The 21,272-nt window shown below is 53.0% G+C and carries 18 protein-coding genes and 1 tRNA gene; 11 read left to right on the plus strand and 8 right to left on the minus strand.

Annotated features, from left to right (window positions below; translation table 11 throughout):
- Positions 1-186 precede the first annotated feature (186 nt).
- The 5 genes from ssb to DFP90_RS12640 all read left to right on the plus strand — a co-directional run bounded on the left by ssb (position 187) and on the right by DFP90_RS12640 (position 4,997).
- Positions 187-681 carry a single-stranded DNA-binding protein gene (ssb, locus tag DFP90_RS12625; RefSeq protein ID WP_115936841.1) on the plus strand — a complete coding sequence of 165 codons (495 nt, stop codon included), beginning with the start codon at positions 187-189 and terminating at the stop codon, positions 679-681.
- 306 nt (positions 682-987) lie between these two features.
- Complete coding sequence (gyrA, locus tag DFP90_RS12630) at positions 988-3,828, plus strand: DNA gyrase subunit A (RefSeq protein ID WP_115936842.1); 2,841 nt, start codon at positions 988-990, stop codon at positions 3,826-3,828.
- On the plus strand, positions 3,812-4,324 hold the full coding sequence (gene coaD, locus DFP90_RS12635) for a pantetheine-phosphate adenylyltransferase (RefSeq protein ID WP_245957057.1): 513 nt from the start codon (positions 3,812-3,814) through the stop codon (positions 4,322-4,324). The genes gyrA and coaD overlap by 17 nt, the downstream gene beginning before the upstream one ends.
- A gap of 94 nt (positions 4,325-4,418) precedes the next feature.
- Positions 4,419-4,595 carry a hypothetical protein gene (locus DFP90_RS22885; protein ID WP_181905334.1) on the plus strand — a complete coding sequence of 59 codons (177 nt, stop codon included), beginning with the start codon at positions 4,419-4,421 and terminating at the stop codon, positions 4,593-4,595.
- Between the two features lie 165 nt (positions 4,596-4,760).
- On the plus strand, positions 4,761-4,997 hold the full coding sequence (locus DFP90_RS12640; RefSeq protein WP_115936844.1) for a hypothetical protein: 237 nt from the start codon (positions 4,761-4,763) through the stop codon (positions 4,995-4,997).
- Here DFP90_RS12640 and DFP90_RS12645 read toward each other — a convergent pair.
- The 4 genes from DFP90_RS12645 to DFP90_RS12660 form a co-directional block, all read right to left on the minus strand.
- Positions 4,987-7,140, minus strand: a complete 2,154-nt coding sequence (locus DFP90_RS12645) for a bifunctional diguanylate cyclase/phosphodiesterase (RefSeq protein ID WP_115936845.1) — start codon at positions 7,138-7,140, stop codon at positions 4,987-4,989. The two genes, DFP90_RS12640 and DFP90_RS12645, sit on opposite strands and share 11 nt — an antisense overlap.
- A complete protein-coding gene (locus DFP90_RS12650) occupies positions 7,121-8,248 on the minus strand; it encodes a DUF2336 domain-containing protein (RefSeq protein WP_115936846.1) in 1,128 nt (375 codons plus the stop codon). The genes DFP90_RS12645 and DFP90_RS12650 overlap by 20 nt, the downstream gene beginning before the upstream one ends.
- Positions 8,249-8,536: 288 nt before the next feature.
- Positions 8,537-8,612, minus strand: a tRNA-Lys gene (locus DFP90_RS12655).
- A 459-nt stretch (positions 8,613-9,071) separates the two neighbouring features.
- Positions 9,072-9,770, minus strand: a complete 699-nt coding sequence (locus tag DFP90_RS12660) for a Crp/Fnr family transcriptional regulator (RefSeq protein WP_115936847.1) — start codon at positions 9,768-9,770, stop codon at positions 9,072-9,074.
- Between the two features lie 231 nt (positions 9,771-10,001).
- Here DFP90_RS12660 and DFP90_RS12665 point away from each other — a divergent pair, with 231 nt between their 5' ends.
- A complete protein-coding gene (locus tag DFP90_RS12665) occupies positions 10,002-10,748 on the plus strand; it encodes a DUF502 domain-containing protein (protein WP_115936848.1) in 747 nt (248 codons plus the stop codon).
- A 24-nt stretch (positions 10,749-10,772) separates the two neighbouring features.
- On the opposite strand, the gene recG is transcribed toward DFP90_RS12665, so the two are convergent.
- Positions 10,773-12,854, minus strand: a complete 2,082-nt coding sequence (gene recG, locus DFP90_RS12670) for an ATP-dependent DNA helicase RecG (protein WP_115936849.1) — start codon at positions 12,852-12,854, stop codon at positions 10,773-10,775.
- A 187-nt stretch (positions 12,855-13,041) separates the two neighbouring features.
- Here recG and DFP90_RS12675 point away from each other — a divergent pair, with 187 nt between their 5' ends.
- Complete coding sequence (locus DFP90_RS12675; protein WP_115936850.1) at positions 13,042-13,317, plus strand: FAD assembly factor SdhE; 276 nt, start codon at positions 13,042-13,044, stop codon at positions 13,315-13,317.
- A gap of 1 nt (position 13,318) precedes the next feature.
- Entirely contained in the window at positions 13,319-16,813 is a 3,495-nt protein-coding gene (gene mfd / locus DFP90_RS12680; protein ID WP_115936851.1) for a transcription-repair coupling factor, read from the plus strand.
- Between the two features lie 28 nt (positions 16,814-16,841).
- Here mfd and DFP90_RS12685 read toward each other — a convergent pair whose 3' ends face one another.
- Positions 16,842-17,513 (minus strand): DsbA family oxidoreductase, encoded by a 672-nt coding sequence (locus tag DFP90_RS12685; protein ID WP_245957058.1) that lies wholly within the window; start codon positions 17,511-17,513, stop codon positions 16,842-16,844.
- A gap of 15 nt (positions 17,514-17,528) precedes the next feature.
- Complete coding sequence (locus DFP90_RS12690) at positions 17,529-18,875, minus strand: diguanylate cyclase domain-containing protein (protein ID WP_115936852.1); 1,347 nt, start codon at positions 18,873-18,875, stop codon at positions 17,529-17,531.
- Positions 18,876-19,031: 156 nt separating this feature from the next.
- Here DFP90_RS12690 and DFP90_RS12695 point away from each other — a divergent pair, with 156 nt between their 5' ends.
- From DFP90_RS12695 to DFP90_RS12705, 3 genes are all read left to right on the plus strand, one after another.
- On the plus strand, positions 19,032-19,799 hold the full coding sequence (locus DFP90_RS12695; RefSeq protein ID WP_115936892.1) for an SDR family NAD(P)-dependent oxidoreductase: 768 nt from the start codon (positions 19,032-19,034) through the stop codon (positions 19,797-19,799).
- A 176-nt stretch (positions 19,800-19,975) separates the two neighbouring features.
- Entirely contained in the window at positions 19,976-20,194 is a 219-nt protein-coding gene (infA, locus tag DFP90_RS12700; RefSeq protein WP_115936853.1) for a translation initiation factor IF-1, read from the plus strand.
- A 247-nt stretch (positions 20,195-20,441) separates the two neighbouring features.
- Positions 20,442-20,645: a hypothetical protein gene (locus DFP90_RS12705; protein ID WP_115936854.1), complete on the plus strand. Its 204-nt coding sequence runs from the start codon at positions 20,442-20,444 to the stop codon at positions 20,643-20,645.
- 16 nt (positions 20,646-20,661) lie between these two features.
- Here DFP90_RS12705 and DFP90_RS12710 read toward each other — a convergent pair whose 3' ends face one another.
- Positions 20,662-21,258, minus strand: coding sequence for a PAS domain-containing protein (locus tag DFP90_RS12710; RefSeq protein ID WP_115936855.1), 597 nt, complete (start codon positions 21,256-21,258; stop codon positions 20,662-20,664).
- Positions 21,259-21,272: the final 14 nt, after the last annotated feature.

Here is a 21,272-nt window from a genome sequence, read left to right on the forward strand (position 1 = left end):
CTATTTTTATTGCGTGAAACAGTTGATCCGTTTCATCTGGAACACATCATTAACCAGTCCGGGTCGGCGCGCAACAGTTTAGCATGCCCTTTCGGGCATAGTCTTGAAAATCAGGTGGCAACCGGGCGTCTGTTCCTCTATGGTGGCGCCTCAGTTGAATAACATCCTAGAAGAAACGGGGTAACTATGTCAGGCAGCCTGAATAAGGTAATTTTGGTGGGAAATCTCGGCAGAGACCCAGAAGTCCGCAACACTCAGAGCGGTGATAAGGTTGCCAACCTGAATATCGCAACCTCCGAGCGCTGGCGTGACCGGGACGGCAACAATCAGGAAAAAACCGAATGGCACCGCGTCGTTCTTTTCGGCAAAATCGCTGAGGTTGCCGAACGGTTCCTGCGCAAGGGGTCAAAGGTCCTGATCGAAGGCAAATTGCAGACCCGCAAATGGACCGACCAGACAGGCCAGGAAAAATACACCACCGAAATTGTTGTCTCCGGCTTTGGCGGCAATATGACCATGCTGGATGGTCGCGGTGAAGGCGGCGGCATGGGCGGCGGCGACAGCTTTGGCGGCAGTTCTTCCGATGGCGGCTCCTTTGGTGGCGGCGATTCGTTCGGCGGCGGCAGCAGCGGTGGCGGCAGCTACGGCAGCGCCGATCTGGATGACGAAATTCCGTTTTGATCCGATAAGGAATCAACGAGGCTTTCAACAAGGCGTGCCCATATCGGGCACGCCTTTTTTCATGCCAATTCCGGGGTCGGATTGATGGATAATTCCGCCAATCCATATTTGCGTGTCCAAACAGCCGGAAAAAGCCGATATTTCGTTGTTCGCCCCCGAGAATCTATGCTAGAAAACACAAGATGTTGGGATCTCATCCCGGCAGATCCTTAACGGTGATGGCAAGACAATCACCGGATCCAACAAGAAACCGGAAAAACCGGACATTCACCACAGTTTAATCAACAAAAACAAGCGTGTAAGACTTTGACCGATACACCCAATTCTGCTGCCGTTTACGATATTTCCACCGTTTCCATCGAATCAGAGATGAAGCGGTCCTATCTTGACTATGCCATGAGTGTGATCGTCAGCCGTGCGCTGCCTGATGTGCGCGACGGCCTGAAGCCCGTTCACCGCCGTATCCTCTATGCGATGAAGGAAAACGGTTACGATTCGACAAAGCCTTACCGCAAGTCCGCCCGTATTGTGGGCGATGTGATGGGTAAATACCATCCGCACGGTGATTCGGCCATTTATGATGCCATGGTCCGCATGGCCCAGGATTTCTCCCTGAGGCTTCCTCTGATTGATGGGCAGGGCAACTTTGGCTCCATGGATGGCGACCCGGCCGCCGCCATGCGTTATACCGAGGCCCGCCTGGCTAAGGCGGCTGAGACCCTGTTGGATGACATCAATAAGGAAACCGTCGATTTCCAGCCCAACTATGACGAATCCATTCAGGAACCAACCGTTCTACCGTCAAAATTCCCGAACCTGCTGGTGAATGGGGCCGGGGGTATTGCCGTTGGCATGGCCACCAATATACCGCCCCATAACCTGGGCGAGGTGATTGATGCCTGTGTTGCGTTTGTCGACAATCCCATGGTTAGCCTGGAAGAGCTTTGTGAAATCGTGCCCGGTCCGGATTTCCCGACCGGCGGCATCATCCTGGGCCGGGCCGGTATCCGGGCGGCCCACACCACAGGCCGCGGCTCCATCATCATGCGGGCACGAACCCATGTAGAAGAGGTTTCCAAGGGTAAAGAAGCCATTGTGGTGACCGAGATCCCGTATCAGGTCAACAAATCCAAGATGATCGAACGCATCGCCGAAGTTGTGCGCGACAAAACGGTTGAAGGAATCAGCGACCTGCGCGACGAATCGGACCGCGATGGTGTCCGGGTCGTTATCGAGCTGAAACGCGATTCCATTGCCGAGGTGGTGTTGGCTCAGCTGTTCCGTTACACCCAGCTGCAGACCAGCTTTGGTGCCAACATGCTGGCACTCAACGGTGGCCGACCGGAGATGCTGAATCTGCAGCAGTTCATTCAGGCTTTTGTCGATTTCCGTGAAGAAGTCGTTATCCGACGCACCACGTTTGAATTGCGCAAAGCGCGGGAACGCGCCCATATCCTGGCCGGCCTGCTGGTCGCGATCAGCAACCTTGATCCGGTGATCGAGCTGATCCGGCGCGCACCGGACCCGGCAACTGCACGCGAATCCCTTATGGCCGAAGCCTGGCCCGCCAATGAGGTCGAGGATTTCATCCGCCTTATTGATGATCCGGGTCATGAAGTCATCGACGGCAAGTACCGTCTTTCAGAGGCACAGGCACGCGCCATCCTTGAATTGCGCCTGCAACGTCTGACCGGCATGGAACGGGACAAGCTGACGGCGGAAACCGAAGAGCTGGCCGCCCAGATCAAGGATTTCCTCGAAATTCTGCAATCCCGGATCCGCCGCATGGAAGTGATTCGCGGCGAAATGATTGAGATCAAGGATCAGTTCGCCACCCCGCGCCGGACCACGCTGGAAGAAAACGAGTTTGAGCATGATATCGAAGACCTGATCCAGCGCGAGGACATGGTGGTTACCGTGACACACGGCGGTTACATCAAGCGCGTTCCGCTCTCGACCTACCGGGCGCAGCGCCGCGGCGGAAAAGGCCGTTCCGGCATGAATATGAAGGATGAGGACTTTATCGTTAAGGTCTTCGTCACCAACACCCACACACCGGTCCTGTTCTTCTCCAACAAGGGCATGGTCTATCAGATGAAGGTATACCGCCTGCCGCTTGGAAACCCGCAGGCACGTGGTAAAGCGATGGTTAATCTGCTGCCTCTGGATCCGGATGAGAATATCACCACGATCATGCCGCTGCCCGAAGATGAGGAGAGCTGGGGTGAGCTGCATGTGATGTTCTCCACCATGACCGGAAATGTACGCCGCAACCTGCTCAGTGATTTCACCAACATTAAATCCAACGGCAAAATTGCCATGAAGCTGGATGAAGGCGATCACTTGGTTGGTGTCCGAACCTGTACGCCGGAAGATGACGTTCTGTTGGCAACCTCTGGCAGTATGGCCATGCGCTTTCCGGTGACCGATGTCCGTGTCTTTGCCGGACGTAATTCCACCGGGGTCCGCGGTATCCGTCTTGCCGAAGGGGATACGGTTATCTCCATGACCATTATCCGACATGGCGAAGAATCGGCCGATGAGCGGCGCGAGTATCTACAAGCCGCCAATGCCAAACGACGCCTTGCCGTGATCGATTCTGAACGAAGCGCGGAAGATATTGATCGTGACCGTGAGAAAGCGGCGCTCCTGGACCAGGAATTCTATGCTGCCATGGAAGCCAAGGAAGAATTTCTCCTGACCATCACCGATGACGGCATGGGACAGCTTTGCTCCGCTTACGATTACCGTGTAACCGGCCGGGGCGGGAAAGGGATTGGCAACATGGTCCTGCGCGATCAGGATACTTCTGTTGTTGCCTCTTTCCCAATCGAACCGGATTTGGACGAAATCATCCTGGTCACAAACGGGGGCCAAATCATTCGCATGCCTGTGTCTGGCATTCGCCAGATTTCCCGGAACAGCAAAGGTGTCCGCCTGTTTAACATCAGCAACGATCATAAGGTTGTTTCCGTCGCCCAGCTCCGGGATGAAGGCAGTGATGAAGATGAAGGAGAAGAGGGCGAAGAAAACGGCGACACCACTAATGAGGATAGCAATTTAGAGACTGGCCAGGTTGAAAACCCGGCAGAAAATTCCGGCAATGATGACGATGGCGAGGAACCGCGGAATGACAGCGGCGAATAAGGCGCTTCGTGTCGGGATTTATCCCGGCACGTTCGACCCCATCACCAACGGACATCTGGACATCATCTCCCGCGCCACCAATCATTTGTGTGACAGGCTGATTGTCTCCGTTGCCGTCAATGCCGGCAAAAGCCCGCTCTTCAGTTTGGAAGAGCGGGTCGCCATGGTGGAAACAGCAGTTTCCAAATTGGATGTTAGTGGTGAGATATTAGTAACCCCCTTTGATAACCTCTTGATTCACCATGCTGAAAACGTTGGTGCCTCACTGATTGTTCGAGGTTTGAGGGCCGTTTCCGATTTTGACTACGAGTTTCAGATGACGGGCATGAATGCCAAGCTCAGCCGGGAAATCGAAACCATCTTCCTGATGGCATCTGAAAAGCATCAGTTTATTTCCAGCAGGTTTGTGAAAGAGATTTGTGCTTTGGGTGGTGATATTGCCCAATTTGTTCCCAGTCATGTTGAAAACTGCCTGAAAGAAAAATTCAAAAGTTGACAAATCCTCACTAGTTAGCCTTCTTCATGTTTCGGGTTTTTGCCAAATCGGCGCCCAAATACTCCGTCAGAAGACTGAGTTAGGGAACAGGGACATGCAAAAGCAAAAAGAGATCCGTAACAAGGCCACCTCCATGGTAAAGGAACATGGACAATTTGCAGCGATTGCTGCAGATCGCCAGACCATCCGTATGTCCAACGAGGATAACAAAGACGGGTTTTATTATTGGAATGCCGTTCGATTCGCGATCATTGACTATCTTTGCGCATGACGCACAAATCATACGAAAAATTCGCTAAGTGTTTTTCTCTCGAATCTCTTGTAGAATACAAGAAGCCATACAATAAAAACTATCGAGTACTTAAATTACCTGATTAATCAACTTTTAAGACTAATATTGTATAATTCTGTCGATACCAAGGCTTGCGAGTGAGAAATGATTGATTTCGAAAACAAACTGACGATCGGCAGCAACGGACCGAGTAGCGGGGATATCTCGCTCACCGAAAACCGTTCAGATCTGGACTCGCAAGATCAAGGGGCCAATCTACCGTCAGATGGCCGCAGATACAGTGGCTTCCGCTTCTTCGCGGGGTTAATTCTCGCCATTTCAGTCAGCCTTGCTGTATGGGTTGGCGTCATTTACCTCTACAGCCTTCTGATCAAGCTTTAGTTCTGATCAGTTTCCGAGCAAAATTCTCGTAGGCCTCGATGCTCAGTGGCCTCGAATAATGATATCCCTGAAGATAGTTACAGTGCCACTGTTCAAGAATTGCAGCCTGTTCCTCGGTTTCAATGCCTTCACCAATCACCGTCAGGCCCAAAGCGTGAGCCATGGCAATGATCGCCTTGGTTAATGCCGCATTCTCCGAATCTTCCTGGATATCACTGATGAAAGCACGATCAATTTTGAGCGTATCAAACGGAAATTTCTTTAGATAGCTGAGTGACGAATAGCCGGTACCAAAGTCGTCAATGGATAAACGAACATTCATCTCGCTCAATCGGATCAGAGTTTCTTTGTTTTCCGGCACATGATCAAGGACCACACCCTCGGTTACTTCCAACTCCAGCAGACCACAGGAAAGACCGCTTTTTTCCAACGCGCTGGAAACAGCATCCACCAGTTTTTGATTGGCAAATTGCCGTGCGGAAACATTGACCGCCACAAACATTTCCTTGCCCAGCTTTTCATTCAACTGTCTCGCGTCCCGGCAGGCGGTTTCCAATATCCATTCGCCAATGGGAACAATCAGTCCGCTTTCCTCAGCCAGAGGGATGAAATTGCCAGGTGGTATCCAACCCATTTTGGGGTGTCGCCAGCGCAACAGGGCTTCCATTCCGACCAACTCACCGGATTTCGCATCCAGGACAGGCTGATAGCGCAGCGCCAATTCATCACGCGACAAAGCCCGACGCAGTTGATTTTCCAAGATGAGGTGCTGATGCGCCAGGCCATCCATTTCTGGTGCAAAGAACTGGAAGGTATTTTTACCTTTTGACTTTGATCGGTACATGGCGGAATCAGCGTTCCGCATCAAGATGTCCGGTGTATCGCCGTCATTTGGATAGAGCGCCACGCCGATACTGGCCGTCACCACCACCTCATGGCCGCATAATTCAAAGGGCAGGGAGCAGCGATCAAGAATTTTCTGCGCAACAATCTCATAATGGCCAACCGCTTTCAGATCCGGCAGGATGATTAAAAATTCATCTCCGCCCAATCGGGCGACCGTGTCGCTCTCACGGATACAGCCACTCAGATGATCCCCCATCTTCACAAGCAGCTCATCGCCGGCCGCATGCCCCAATGTGTCATTGACCTTCTTGAAGTTATCGAGGTCCACAAACATCAGGGCGACCATATAATCTTCCCGCCGAGCCCGTGCTATGGCCTGTCCCAGGCGATCCATGGCCAGGCCTCGATTGGGGAGATTGGTGAGGGAGTCGTAATTGGCTTGCCTGACCAGACTGGCCTCATAGCGCTTACGCTCTGTTATATCGACCAAAACATTGAGGATCTGAACAATGGCACCCTGTTCTTCTCGGATCGCCGTTGATGAGATTACAACATCAAGCTCTTCTCCGTTCTTACAAAGAAACCGGCAATTTTCCTCGCGAAAATCATCTTCAGGAAGATCCTCGGCCTGCAACAGCTCGGTTTTATCCGCATCCTCCGGCATAAAACTGGTCATAATACGGCCTATCATCTCGGATTTTTCATAGCCGAGAATTTTCAGGCAATATTCACTAACACTGGTGATGCGATGATCCCGATTGGTGGAAAAAGCCATAACCGGGCTTTTGTTGTAAAGCGTCCGATAACGTTCTTCGCTCTTCTTGAGTTTTTCTTCTGCCAGTGTTCGCTCGGTAATGTCTTCCGCTGTTCCCCGCGCACCAATCAGCGCTCCGGAGGCATTGTCATAAACAGGCACACCGCCCATCAACATCAGCCGTTTTTTCCCGGCCCGGTCCTTCACAACAAAGAGCTTGTCCCGGAATGGTGCTTTCCATTTCAGGAAAAGGGGCTTCCCATCCTCGCCGACAAATTTTCCGATCTCGGTAAGCCGCCGCCCTTTTAACTCAAGGGGGTGGAAGCCAAGATTTTCCATGACACGCTGTGAAGTGAATGTCAGTCTGAATTCATCATCGGTTTCCCAGATCCAGTCAGAAACCAGCCTAGCGATATCTTTAAAACGCCTTATGGATTCCTGCGCTTTAACCTCACGGGGCGTCACAACATTGGATGCCGGTTCTTTGACTGCGCCATCCGTCAGCCTGGTGAAATCTTTCTGGTTAAATGTCGGTAAAGGCACGTTCTCCCCCCTCCATTTGACGGATGGCAGCGAGGTAATCCGAACCGCACTGCCACATCCTCAGGACTTTCTCCGCCGCATCCCTGCTCGTATTTTCGTATAATTCCAAAACCTTACGGCATTCTTTTTTCAGTATTTTGCGATGCATTGGCCGTGCCTTCCGGCTCAAGCTAAACAAAGACTGGAAGCATGCGCTTTCAACGCCTATGGCCTTGCAGGCAATGGCCAGGCCTTCACCTTGCGGTTCGAACACGATCCGAAGCGCCAGTGGGCCCGGCAGGCCGGTCAACCGCCGGAAGATCGCAATGAATAATGAAACCATGCCATCTTCCATGGCAAAAACCATCAATTGCGGGACCAGCTTTCCCTCCGCCTCCAAGGCGTCAATAAGGGCATCGATCTTGTCGGTGTCTTCAGCTTGCTCTCCAAGTTCACGTATCTTGTTCCGACTGGCCTGATCGATAGCCAGATCCAGTTCGGAAAAATCCACATCATATTTGTCCACGATATGCTGCCGAAGCGCCACCGAGATCCATAGATACATCTTTTTGGCCAAATCCAGCGGCAAGTCCTCGCGCTTGACCAATGGTTCCATGAAAGAATTGACCCGCTTGGCCTCATCCACCAGATACTCCATAGTCTGGCGGGCAAATTTTGCATTTCCATTTTCAAGCAGAGACTTGATGACGGTTTCTTCACCAGTGGCGACCAATGCTTCAGAGACATCTTCGCTCAGGTCATCCCGGATCGAGATGGCGAGTTGATGCTCCAGCGTCCGGTGATAAATCACCTCAATCAGATCCTGGTCCCATAAGGCCTTGCTTTTTGTCAGCAGGGGGAAGGCCACCTCGATATCATCATTGGCCAGTTCCCGGATCAGATCCCTGGGGGCATTGTCGAGAGAGGCCAGTTTTTCGGAAATGGTCTTGCGCATAGACAGCTCAACCTCCCGCACGAGTTTGTGCAGGATGTCAAACATCAACGCGCGCTCCACATCCGTTAGATCCCCTTCATCCAGGAAAAGGTCAGTGACAATTTCTGCCAGCCTGGTGCGGCCTTCAACGGATTTCCTACGCGCGATCGACAATAATTCATCGATCCCCAGCAAGATTCGACCCTAGTTCTCTAGTTTCGTTATTAAGGATTCTCCCTCTGGGCGCGGATTCTTGCACCAAATGATTCGCGCAGCAACAAAAAAGTTGAGCACTAACAAAACCTGTCAAGTATTTGTGTAGAATTTTTCCCAGTTCCCAAGATCTGGTGAGACGGCCTGAGAATAGAAAACAGGGAGCAATGCTGAGATTACTTTCCGGCCGCCGATCATTTCTCCCGCTATGCAAAAGAATAAATCAGAAAAAAGAAAACCCCCGGAAGTCGTTGAGACTTCAGGGGGTTTTGGTGAGCGCGACAGGATTCGAACCTGTGACCGTCTGATTAAAAGTCAGATGCTCTACCAACTGAGCTACGCGCCCGTTTTATGTTGCGGCGTTTGTTTCTGTGAAGCAGTGCCGCTCGGGTGAGGCGGTTTATAGGGTTCTGGACCGGTGAGGTCAACGGGAAATTTTAAAATTTTTTGAATTTTTTTCGTCACCATTTTCACCCCAGCAAAACTGCGGATTCTGAGCTTCGCACAATTTGCTAACACCGGGCAGGGAAACAAAAACAATTCTCTCCGCTCTTCGGTTTGGAAGAATGAATATTGAATTCGTGAATCGCGATTACATGAACAGTGGAAGTTGCTCTTCGACCCAAGCAAACATCACCAGCATCACGATCGGCACGGAAAGAAGTAGGGTTTGAATAACAGTCATTGCGCATTACCGGCAAAAGGAAGGTTTGTAATGGCCTTACAATACCGGACTAACATCAAAATCACAGTGACGACGCTCACAGAATGTCGGAAAGATGCAGACTTTAACCGCTTGCTCAAGCTAGTCGCCGCGGAATTCCTCCACCATCTCCTGAAGACGGTCCATGTCGGTGACCACCAGTGTATTGCCCTTGCGCTCCACCAAGCCTTTTTTTGTCAATTCACCAAATACGCGTGCCACCGTTTCGCGGGTCGTGCTGACCCGGCTGGCAATATCACTATGAATTGGAACCGGCGTGATTTCCGCCTGGTTATTATCAATCCGCCGATCCCGGGCCAGGCGCAACAATTCCGCATAAACGCGGTTATGGGCCCCCAATGTGGACAGATCCATGATCCGGTCGACAGAAATCCTGATAATGTGAGCAAGGCGCTGCATCAGACTCATGGCAACCGACGGGCATTCCTCAAGAACCTCATGGAAGGCTTTGGGCGACAGGGTCGCGACAGTTGTCTGCGTTAAAGCCACCACATTTGCCGAGCGTGGCTCCCCGTCGATCGCGGCCAATTCACCGAAAACCGCACCATCCCCAATGTCATCAAACGAAATTTCCCGGCCAGAAGCCGAATAGTTCACCACGCGGGCACGCCCACGGGTGATGAAATAGACGTCACGGGAATCACTCTGCCGATCAATAATCTGTTCGTGCGGCGCATAGGTTTTCCAGCCACAGCGCTCTTCCATGATGGCCAGCGTCTCTTCCGGCACATCCTTGAACATCTTGATGTTGCGCAGAGAAAATTCCTGTTGATCTGTCATTTTTATCAATGTCCTGCCTAACCCTGGGCAAATACTAGCGGAATCAATCTGTCGTGGCGAGTGCCTAGATTGATTTTCGTTTTGGGTAACACGATATGAAGACCTTGATTAATCTTTTGTCAAACCGCTGGCAATCCAGCAAAAATCCTTAGACCCGCCCGACCGCAGGCGATATAACGGCGAAACCTATGATGGGTATCGCGTTCACCAACGAATAGCTATAGGCTGAAAATGACAGCACATCCGCACAAACCCGGTCTTTTTGCAAAATTGCGCGCCTATTTTCTGGCCGGCATTCTTGTGACAGCACCCATTGCCATCACCGCGGCGGTTGCAATCTGGTTCATCGAACTGGTGGATAGCCAGATCGTGCCGCTTATCCCGGGGCATTTGAACCCGGACACCTATCTGCGGGAAGTGATCGGCTTCAGCTATGGACTGCCGGGGCTAGGGGTGATCGTGCTTCTGGTTTTCATCACCTTGATCGGGGCCCTGACAGCGGGCTTGGTCGGCCGTTACTTTGTCAACATGGGTGAGGCCGTGCTGCAGCGCATGCCGGTGATCCGCAGCGTTTATTCCGCAACCAAGCAAGTTTTCGAAACCGTCTTAAAACAGCAGTCCGATGCTTTCCGTCAGGCTGTGCTTGTGGAATACCCGCGTCGGGGTGCCTGGACAATTGCCTTTGTGACCGGCAATTCCAAAGGTGAAATCAAACGCTTGCTGGATGGCGATTATGTCAATGTCTATGTGCCGACAACGCCGAACCCAACCTCTGGTTTCTTACTCTTTGTGCCCCGTGAAGACATGATCATCTTGGATATGCCCGTAGATGAGGCCTTCAAAGCCCTGATTTCGCTGGGACTTGTGACACCGGAAGACAAAACAGGCATCAAGATAGCCGCCGAAACCGCCATGCGGACCAAGGACGAAATCGATGGCGCGCTGGAAGATCTTAAAAAGTCGGGCCACGGCAATTAAGCAATAAATCCGGGCGTTAGAAATCTATCCGGATCGCAAATTGGCAATCGCCTGATCACGCTCAAACAGGTAAAGCAGTGTACGGAGATTGCGGCCCCGGTCACTCTCCAGGCCGGGATCATTGGCCAGGATCAATCTGGCATCATCATAGGCCGCCTTCATCAAGTCGCCATGGAGCGACAAATCCGCCAGTTTCATCTCCGGCAGGCCGCTTTGCCGCGTTCCCAACACTTCGCCAGCACCACGCAGCTCCAGATCCTTTTCCGCGATCAGAAAGCCATCTTCGCTCTCGCTCATAACCTTAAGCCGCTCGCGCGCCGTTTCTGTCAGGTGAGGGGCCCGCAACAGGATGCAGGTGGAAGCCTTGTCGCCCCGTCCGATGCGCCCGCGCAGCTGATGTAACTGGGCCAGCCCGAAATTTTCCGCATGCTCTATCACCATGACCGTGGCTTCCGGCACATTCACCCCGACCTCGATCACCGTGGTTGCCACCAAAATACGCGCATCCCCTTTGACAAATCGCTCCATCGCCGCATCTTTCTCAGTGGCCTTCATCTGCCCATGCACCAGAACAGCATGATCTCCAAAGACTGCTTGCAGATGGGCAAACCGGTCCTCAGCAGCGGTCAGGTTCATGACATCGGATTCCTCCACCAACGGGCAGACCCAATAGACCTGGGCCCCTTCCTGAACCTTTCGCTGCAACCCTGCGACCACCTCATCCAGCCGGTCCATGTTGACCACTACTGTCTGGATGGGTTTGCGCCCCGGTGGCTTATCCATCAGGCGTGAAACGTCCAGATCACCATAGGCAGTCATCATCAGGGTGCGCGGGATCGGCGTCGCGGTCATGACCAGCATATCAACGCCGGTTCCTTTTGCAGCTATGGCCAGGCGTTGATGCACCCCAAAACGATGCTGCTCATCCACCACGGCCAAACCCAGGCGGGCATAGCTCACATCATCCTGAAACAGGGCATGAGTGCCAATAACAATCTGCGTGCTGCCGTCGGCAATCTCCGCTAAAAGGCCTTTGCGCGCCTTGCCCTTATCCCGGCCCGTCAGGACCGATACCGTCACGCCTGCGGCATCCGCCAAGGGCTTGATCGACTCATAATGTTGTCGGGCTAGGATTTCCGTTGGTGCCATCAGTGCCGCCTGAGCGCCGCATTCAACCGCCTTCAACATCGCCAACAGCGCCACAACCGTCTTGCCACTGCCAACATCGCCCTGTACCAGTCGCAACATGCGCCGGTCTGACTCCATATCCTCATAGATTTCCTTGAGGCTGGTTTCTTGAGATCCCGTCAGGGCAAAGGGCAGGGCCTCCAGAACCTTTTTGCGCAACCGGCCATCCCCGATCCAACTGTGACCTGCCTGTTTGCGGGCTTGTGCCCGCATAATGGCCAACGCCAGCTGATTGGCGAGCAACTCATCATAGGCCAGGCGTTCGCGGCCCGGGTCTTCGGGCATCAGGCTTTTTTCCGTTGCAGGGTTGTGTGCCTGCTGCAAGGCATCATGCCAGGCGGGCCAGGCTTTCTTTTCCAGAAAGGCCGGATCAAGCCATTCGCCAAGCGGGACCACTTTGCCAAGCGCGCCATGCACGGCCTTATAAACAACCTTTGGTGTCACCCCGGCGGTCAACGGATAAACCGGCTCAATCGACGGTATTTCATCGGCCTGAGCAAGAGGCACAATAAAATCCGGATGCGCCATCTGCGGTTTGCCGGAATAATGTTCGACCCGCCCACTGACCAGACGGATCTCCCCTTCAGGCAGCATTTGCTGAATATAGCCACTGTTGCCTTTGAAAAAGATCAACGTGATCTGGCCGCTCTTATCATGGCAGGTCACCCGGTGCGGCCGCCGCCGGTCGGAAGCAGGGTGATGTCGATCAACGGTCAGTTCCAACGTGGCGATACGCCCCGGCGCAGCATCCGCGACCTGGGGCCGATACCGTCGGTCAATCACTTCGCGTGGCAAATGCCAGAGCAGATCCAGAACATGCGGCCCCGCCAATTTGCCGAGCAGTGCGCCGATACGCGCGCCCACCCCCGGCAGGCTGGTCACTTCGGCAAAGAATGGAAAAAGAACATCCGGCCGCATATCCCGGCTTCAACCCCATGAAAATTATAACTATAGGTTCAGCAGTTTAGTGCCGCTAAACAGGCAAGCCAACCAATCTTGAATTGCTCTTGATGATTGGAATGCTTATATGCTTGCAGACCCGTATAGGGAACAGAACAGGTACCTGAAAACCAGGTAGGATGAAAAGGAATATGTCGTGACTGAGATGACCGAACGGGAAAAACGCCTCAAGAAACTGAATTTCCGGGCGGATCATCGTGGCATACGGGAATTGGACATCCTGGTCGGCGGCTTTGCCAAACAGTATCTGGAAAAGCTCAGCGATCTGGAACTCGACCAGTTCGAAGCCCTGATGCATGTACCCGATCAGCAGTTTTATGCGATATTGCGCCGGGAGAGGGATATCCCGGAACAGCTTGACTGCCCGTTGCTGCGCCAAATGATCGATTATGCCATCCAACAGAAAACTGATTTACGTTAAAATGAATCTCGGAAAACATATCCTTGCTCCGGGCCGGGCGACGGTTTGTTCTGCGCCGACCGGCGTGGACGCCCTGACGATTTCGGAAGCCGTTGACCAAGCTGAGGGGCCAATTCTCTTTTTGGTCCATGACGACAGCCATGCAGAGCGGATGCGTAACCTAATCGGTTTCATGAAGCCGTCTCTTAAGGTGCTGTCCCTCCCGGCCTGGGACTGTCTTCCCTATGATCGGGTTTCGCCGAATGCCGAAACCGTGGCCCAGCGCCTAAAGATTTTGTGCCAGTTGGCCGAGGGCCGGGACATTCCCGATATTCTCATTGTGACCGTCAGCGCCGCATTACAGCGCCTTCCCGCAAAAGCAAGTCTCGAAAAAGCCCATTTGGCGGCATCTGTGGGCGGGCAGCTGGATGAAGATCAGCTCTACGGTTACCTGCTGCAAAATGGTTACCATCGCGCCGGCACCGTGCGTGAAGCCGGTGAATATGCCGTTCGCGGTGGCATCATCGATATTTTCCCGGCAGGACGCGCAGAGCCGGTCCGAATTGATCTTTTCGGTGACGAAGTGGAATCAATCCGCAGCTTCGACCCCGTTAGCCAGCGCACCACCGGCAAGGTTAAAAGCCTGTCCCTCATTCCCGTGAGTGAGGTCACGCTGGACGAAAAAAGCCAGGCTTTGTTCCGCCAGCAATATCGAGAACATTTCGGTGCCACTACAGAAGACGACCCGCTTTATGAAGCTGTTCGTGAAGGCCGACGTCACCCGGGCATGGAACATTGGCTGCCGCTCTTCCATGAAAAAATGGAGACAGTATTTGATTATCTGCCCGGCGCCCCCGTTTTCCTGAACAGCCAGGCAGGTGAGGCGACGGAAACACGACATGAGGCCATCCTGGATTACTTCCAGGCACGCCAAACCATTTACGAACAGGCGCAAAGCCAGAAAAAAACCGCAACAGACAGCGCCACGATTTATAAACCGATCCCGCCGCAGGCGCTTTTTGTCCTGACTGACGAGTTTAACCGTATTCTCAGCAATCGGCCGGTTATTGAGTTTTCCAGCTTCCAGCAACCGGAAGGCGTTGGCCAGCAAGAGGTGATCGATGCCGGCGGCAAGGGTGTATTGGATTTCACCGAAGCCAGGAAAAAACCGGACAGCAATATTTTCGAACAGCTGATCGAGCGGTTAAATAGCCACAAAGGCAGCAAAACGGTCATCGCCGTCTCCAGTAATGGCGCGCTGGACCGGCTAAGCAATCTTCTTTCCGAACATGGCAAGAGCGATCTCGTTTCCGTCCAAAACTGGAGCGAGCTCTCCAAACTGTCCAGCAATCAGACCGCCATTGCCGTCATGGATCTGGAAAAGGGCTTCCGGACAGACGACATAACCATCTATTCCGAACAGGATATCCTGGGCGAACGACTGGCACGCCCGGTCAAGCGACGGCGCCGGGGGGAAGAATTCATCTCCGAGATCTCAGCGCTGGAGCTGGGCGACCTGGTGGTCCATGTAGAGCATGGCATTGGCCGGTACGACGGCCTGGAGACCCTAACAGTCGACAAAGCGCCCCATGACTGTCTGCGCATTCTTTATGCCGACGACGACAAGCTTTATGTCCCGGCGGAAAATATCGAGATGCTGTCACGCTTCGGCTCCGAAGACAGCACGGCGCAATTGGATAAGCTGGGCGGCGTCGCCTGGCAGGCCCGCAAGGCCAAGATCAAGGAGCGGGTCAAGGATATTGCCGACAAACTGCTGAAGATTGCGGCCGAGCGTGCGCTTCGAAAAGGCGAGGCGGTCACACCGCCATCCGGCCTTTATGACGAATTTTGCGCGCGTTTCCGCTATTCGGAAACCGATGATCAATTCCGGGCGATCGGCGATGTGATCGGTGATCTTGGGTCGGGTAGGCCCATGGACCGCCTGGTCTGCGGTGATGTGGGTTTTGGCAAGACCGAAGTGGCCATGCGTGCCGCTTTTGTTGCCGCCATGAGCGGCATGCAGGTCGCCGTTGTGGTGCCAACCACCTTGCTGGCCCGCCAGCATTATAAGAATTTTAAGGAACGGTTCGAAGGCTTGCCAGTCAATGTTGTGCAAATGTCCAGACTGGTCACCGGGAAGGACTTGAACAACGCCAAACAGGGCATCCGTGACGGCAGTGTCGATATCGTGGTCGGCACTCATGCGTTACTTGGCAAAGGCGTGGAGTTTCAGAATCTGGGGCTGTTGGTCGTGGATGAGGAACAGCATTTCGGCGTGACGCAAAAAGAGCGCCTGAAACAGTTACGCGCTAATGTCCATGTCTTAACCCTGACCGCCACGCCGATTCCCCGGACCCTGCAAATGGCCCTGACCGGTGTCAGGGAACTATCGATCATTGCAACGCCCCCAGTGGACCGTCTGGCGGTGCGCACTTTTGTCCTGCCTCATGATCCCGTTGTTTTGCGCGAAGCGATCATGCGCGAACATCATCGCGGCGGCCAGGTCTATTATGTTTGCCCGCGTGTCGCCGATCTGGACCGGATGCATCAGAAACTAAAAGAACTGGTGCCGGAGATTAAAATCGCCGTCGCCCATGGCCAGCTAACGGCGACCAGCCTGGAAGAGGTCATGAATGATTTTGTCGATGGCAAATATGATCTGCTTCTGTCGACCAATATCGTAGAAAGCGGGCTGGATATTCCAACCGCGAACACGATGATCATTCACCGTTCCGATATGTTCGGTCTGGCACAGCTCTATCAGCTGCGCGGACGTATCGGACGTTCGAAAATCCGGGCTTATTGTTACCTGACCTTGCCGCCCGGCCGGATCCTTTCCGATTCCGCTAAGAAGCGCCTGGAAGTGATGCAGACCCTGGACAGCCTGGGTGCAGGATTCTCCCTAGCCAGCCATGATTTGGATATCCGCGGGGCGGGGAACTTGCTGGGTGACGAGCAATCCGGCCACATCAAGGAAGTCGGCGTGGAGCTTTACCAGCGCATGCTGGAGGAAGCCGTTGCAGCCGCCAAAGACAATCTTGTCGAAGAGGTCCAGGAAACGTGGTCGCCAACGATCAATCTGGGCAGTGCCGTCATGATTCCGGAACAATATGTGGCCGACCTGTCCGTGCGCCTGAGCCTATATCGCCGCCTTTCCGACCTTAAGGACAAATCGGAAATTGATTCCTTTGCCGTCGAGCTGGCCGACCGTTTCGGCCCCTTGCCGCAAGAGGTTTCAAACCTATTGAAAGTTGTTGAAATCAAACAATTCTGCAAGCGGGCATCTATTGAAAAAGTCGATGCCGGTCCGAAAGGTGCCGTGGTTACCTTCCGCAATAATAGCTTTCCGAATCCCGTCGGCCTCGTCGGTTTCCTGCAACAACAGTTGGGCAGCCTAAAACTGAGGCCAGACCAGAAACTGGTGATTATGAGGCCTTGGGAAACATCTCAGCAGCGGTTGAACGGGGTCACTAAATTCATGGCCAAGCTGGCCCAGATTGCGGAGAAGGGCAGTTAAGCCCTTGCCGCAATCCACGCCAAATTCTTTAACGGGATAGACTGCCGCTTCTGCGCCTTTCCGCAGCAAGATCAAATAGTGGGAAAAAGGCTTTAGCCTCTTGGGCGCCGGAAAGCGCGAACTGACCATCAATGATGAAACAAGGCACCCCATTCACGCCGAGACGACGCGCCATATTGTCTTCTTCCAGGATCTCGCGCAGCAGGTCTTTGCCTAATAACAGCGTTTCCGCATCCATCGGGGCCAATCCCACACAGCCCGCCAGATCAACCAGGGTGCTGCGGTCACCGATATTCCGACCTTCCAGGAAATAGGCCTCAAACAACCGTTTCACCAGACGTTCGGCCAGCCCCGCATCCCGGTTTTGGCATAGACGGATCAATCGGTGGGCATCCTGGGTGTTGGGAGTAACTTGTATTTTATCGAAAGCGAAATCGATCCCTGCAGTCTGCCCGGCGCGGGCAATATTCCCATATACCCGGTCGGCATTCTCCGGTCCGCCGAATTTCCCTTCCAGATATTCCCGCCGGTCCATGCCGTCAGCGGGCATCTGCGGATTGAGCTGAAAAGTGCGCCAGGTCACTTCAACATCAATATCCTCGCGTTGATCCAATGCCTCTTCCAGCCGCCTTTTGCCGATGAAACACCAGGGGCAGATGGGATCCGAAAAAACTTCGATGCCAATCTTTCCACTATCCATGATCAGCCAGCCCCATCAGATAATCTGCGATTTGGCGCGGGCGAGAAGATCTTGCCCCTGATCCGTCGGCTCATAAGCCGCCACACCAAGGCTGACACTGACCTGAACCGCTTCCATGATCTCGTCAGTCAGGCGGAAATCCGAATGATGCAGAATGCCGACAATGCGATTGGCGACACTTCGGGCATCATCAAGGGACGTATCCGGCAACACGACACCAAATTCTGCATCCGACAGCCTTGCAGTGACATCCTCAATACGTAGCAGCCCTTTGATCCAACTGGCCATTTGACGCATCAGGATCCGAGCTGCTTCCTCGCCATATCTGGACTGAACCTCATGGAAATTGCGGATGGAAAAAACACTCACGGACAGCTCTGTCTTCTGAGTCTTTGCCGCGGTTAAAACCCTTTCCAAGTGTTTTTCAAAAAATGCCTCACTGTAAGTGCCTTCCCGCGGGTTGCCCGTGGCATCAGTTAAGGTGGCCAGAAGGGGATCTCTAAGGTTCCATTTGAACCGTTGGCGTGCCACCAGAATTTCTACATGCCGGGCGATTTTGGTAGGCTGCAATCCGCCAGGCAAGACAAGTGTAGCGCCTGCGTCATAGAAGGCTTTTTCATCCGCTATCAACCCGGCATCCGCAGCAATCAAAACCGGCAGGCTGAATAATCGGGGATTGTCGCGCACTTGGGAGCAAAGATAGAGGCTTGTCTCCAAATCCTCTTTAATATTGATACGCACCACACAAGCCTCAAACCGCTCGTCTCCCAGGCGGTTGCCAGCATGATATACATTGCTTTCCTGACGAACGGACAATCCCGCGTCGATCAATGCGCGGCTGATGTCCGCCGAATCGATTTCCGGGTCCTGGCTGGCGCAAATATACATGACCTGAAACGGCTTATCACCGAAACGGTCAAACTGATCCTCGCGAACTTCTAAGCCGAATTCACGGGATGTCTCCAATCGGCGAAACATTTCCGCCTGCAATGTCGACAAACGAACCAGATGCGGCAGGCGGGCCAGAAGCATTTCTTTGGTCGGTATACCTTCCATAACATCATCAACACCGGCTTTTTTGGCTTGGTCGTAAAGATGCTGGGAACCATCGCCGCCATAGAGCAGGACTGGCGCATTAATCCCAACCTCTCTCAAAGCGGAAGCGGCATTCACCGGATCATCATCGGCCAACGGGCCGATCAAGATGACATCCGGGCGGGATCGTTCAATCCCGGTTTTTAGATCCTCATCATCGGCAACGACCGTCACATGATAACCTTCACCCGACAAGATGCCGCTCAAGGCCGTCGCGTTCGCTTTCCCCCCGTCCGCGACCAAAATACGCGCTTTGCTATGCGCCATGCCATACCTCTCCGGAATTGCGTTTGTCCCTAGATGCAACAAGGGGATAATAGCCTGTTACCCCGTTGATCATAAACGCTTACGGGGACAGACAACAACACTAACACGGGAAATGATCGCTTCCGTTCCGGAAAATTGCATGGTTACATGATCACCATGACAGAAAAGAAGACGCTATCGGGCAAAACAGCCCTTATTACCGGTGCCAGCACAGGCCTGGGCCTGCATTTTGCGCACATTCTGGGGAATGCCGGTGCCCAGGTAATCCTCTGCGCCAGGCGGGCGAATCTTTTGGAGAATAGCTGCAGGCAGTTGGTGAAACAGGGGATTTCCGCCCATTCCTGTCTCATGGATGTCACGCAGGAATCCTCCATAAAAAAAAGCATCCATGAAGCATGGGACCTCACCGGCGGAATCAATATCTTGGTGAATAATGCCGGCATTGCCTCTTCAACTGCCGCGTTGGAGCAAGATTACGACAATTGGAATCAAGTGCTTCAAACCAATTTAAACGGCGTTTTTCTGACAGCCCGGACATTGGCAAAAATGATGGTTGAACAAAAGCGCACTGGCAGCATCATCAATATCGCCTCCATGCTTGGCGTCAGCGTCAAACCCGGCCTTTCCGCTTATTGTGCTTCCAAAGCTGCTGTGATCCAACTGACCCGTAGCCTGGCGATCGAATGGGCCAGGTACGATATTCGGGTTAATGCCCTGGCGCCCGGTTACTTTAAAACCGATATTAACCGGGAGTTTCTGGATAGCCCCATGGGGAAAAAAATGTGTGCGGGCATTCCACAAAAACGATTTGGCCAATTAGCGGATCTGGACCAACCGTTGTTGCTGCTGGCAGGGGAGGGCAGCGGATATATGACCGGCAGCATCCTTACCATAGATGGCGGCCATTCCCTGATGATTCCCTGAGCGCCAAAAGTTGCCTAAAACCGCAAATCCTAGACATTTTTCAGAAATTAATCCGGATTTCGTCACTCTTAGCTTGAATTTCCGAACGAGATGAAACATACCATGGCAGTGCTTCCCTGGACCTGGGTCCGGGGACAACATTTTTGATTGCCCCTTCAGGGATACTGAAAGAATTCATGGCTAAAGAAGATCTGATCGAGTTTCAGGGGACGGTTGTTGAAAAACTCCCCAACGCAATGTTCCGTGTTCAACTGGACAACGGGCATGAAATCATTGCCCACACGGCAGGCAAGATGCGCAAATTCCGCATCCGCGTCATGGTCGGCGACAAAGTGGATGTTGAAATGACTCCCTATGACCTGACCAAGGGCCGCATCACTTTCCGGCATAAGTAAGCCGAAAGCGCTTCATAATAAGAGCTTCATTGGAATGCCGGACGAATGAGCGTCCGGCAAGGTTGTTTTTGCGTCCTGTTTGCATCTGGATGTAGCATCTATTTTTCTTTGCAAATCAGCCCCATACAAAGAAAGCGTGCGTTATCCACAGCTTTCTTTCGATCACGCCACAGCATTTAACGTTCAATTTACAATTCTTTTGTAAATAGCTCTCTGGATATTCAACGCATCATTCCGGGGGCAGACCATGGATCCGTCAATGCGCGGCCTGATCGAAGAAACTTATTTTGAAACAGCTGAAGAGGCCCTGGCCCGTTCGGTCAGCAAGCTGGAAGCGCATAAAGAAGGCGTCACTGCAGCCGCTATGATGCTGTCATCCCTAACCGGGTTGGAAGATGAGCCGGCAAAAGCTGAAGTAGTCGGTTTGAACCTGAGGCCCGCGACCAACTAGACCGATCTGGAAACAATCAATCGAAATTCATCACTTGCAATATGAGGTCGACATTCTCGCCATCGCTGGCCATTGGAAGCATCAGCCTTGTGTAAATCACATGCTTTCGGTCAGGTGAGGGAAAGCGAATGCGGGTCAGGCAAGGTTTGCGCCCTTCGATGATTTCCAACAATGGCCTAATATGATCCTCCAGGTAGTCAGGATGATAAATATCCTCATACCAGCCACCCGTGACATCCCGGTTGAATTTTTCTGTTAACGCCGTACCGATCAAACGCTGGCGAAAGCGATAGCTTCCTTGCTCCGGCTGCCACTTCACATCCACAAGATTGAGCCAGGGTAGGGTTCGATAGACATCGACCGGATCAAAATCGGCACGCCCCGGTAATGCACCACGGGCAAGCATCTTTTCTTCCCAATAACGATAAATGGCACGTTGCTGGAAAGAAGGAAGTAACTCGAAAAAGGCGTCGCGATTTTTCTGGACCACATGCCATTCGTCCTGGCGAATCGCCAAGCCCTGATTTTGTTGGGCAGAGTCAGAAACCATGTAGTGTCCATACCCCCATGCGTTCCGATCATCATCCGGATTCGCCATTTCAAAGAGTATCATGGTAAGTCATTCGG

It is taken from the genome of Aestuariispira insulae, assembly GCF_003385955.1.
Classification (GTDB): Bacteria; Pseudomonadota; Alphaproteobacteria; order UBA8366; family Aestuariispiraceae; genus Aestuariispira; species Aestuariispira insulae.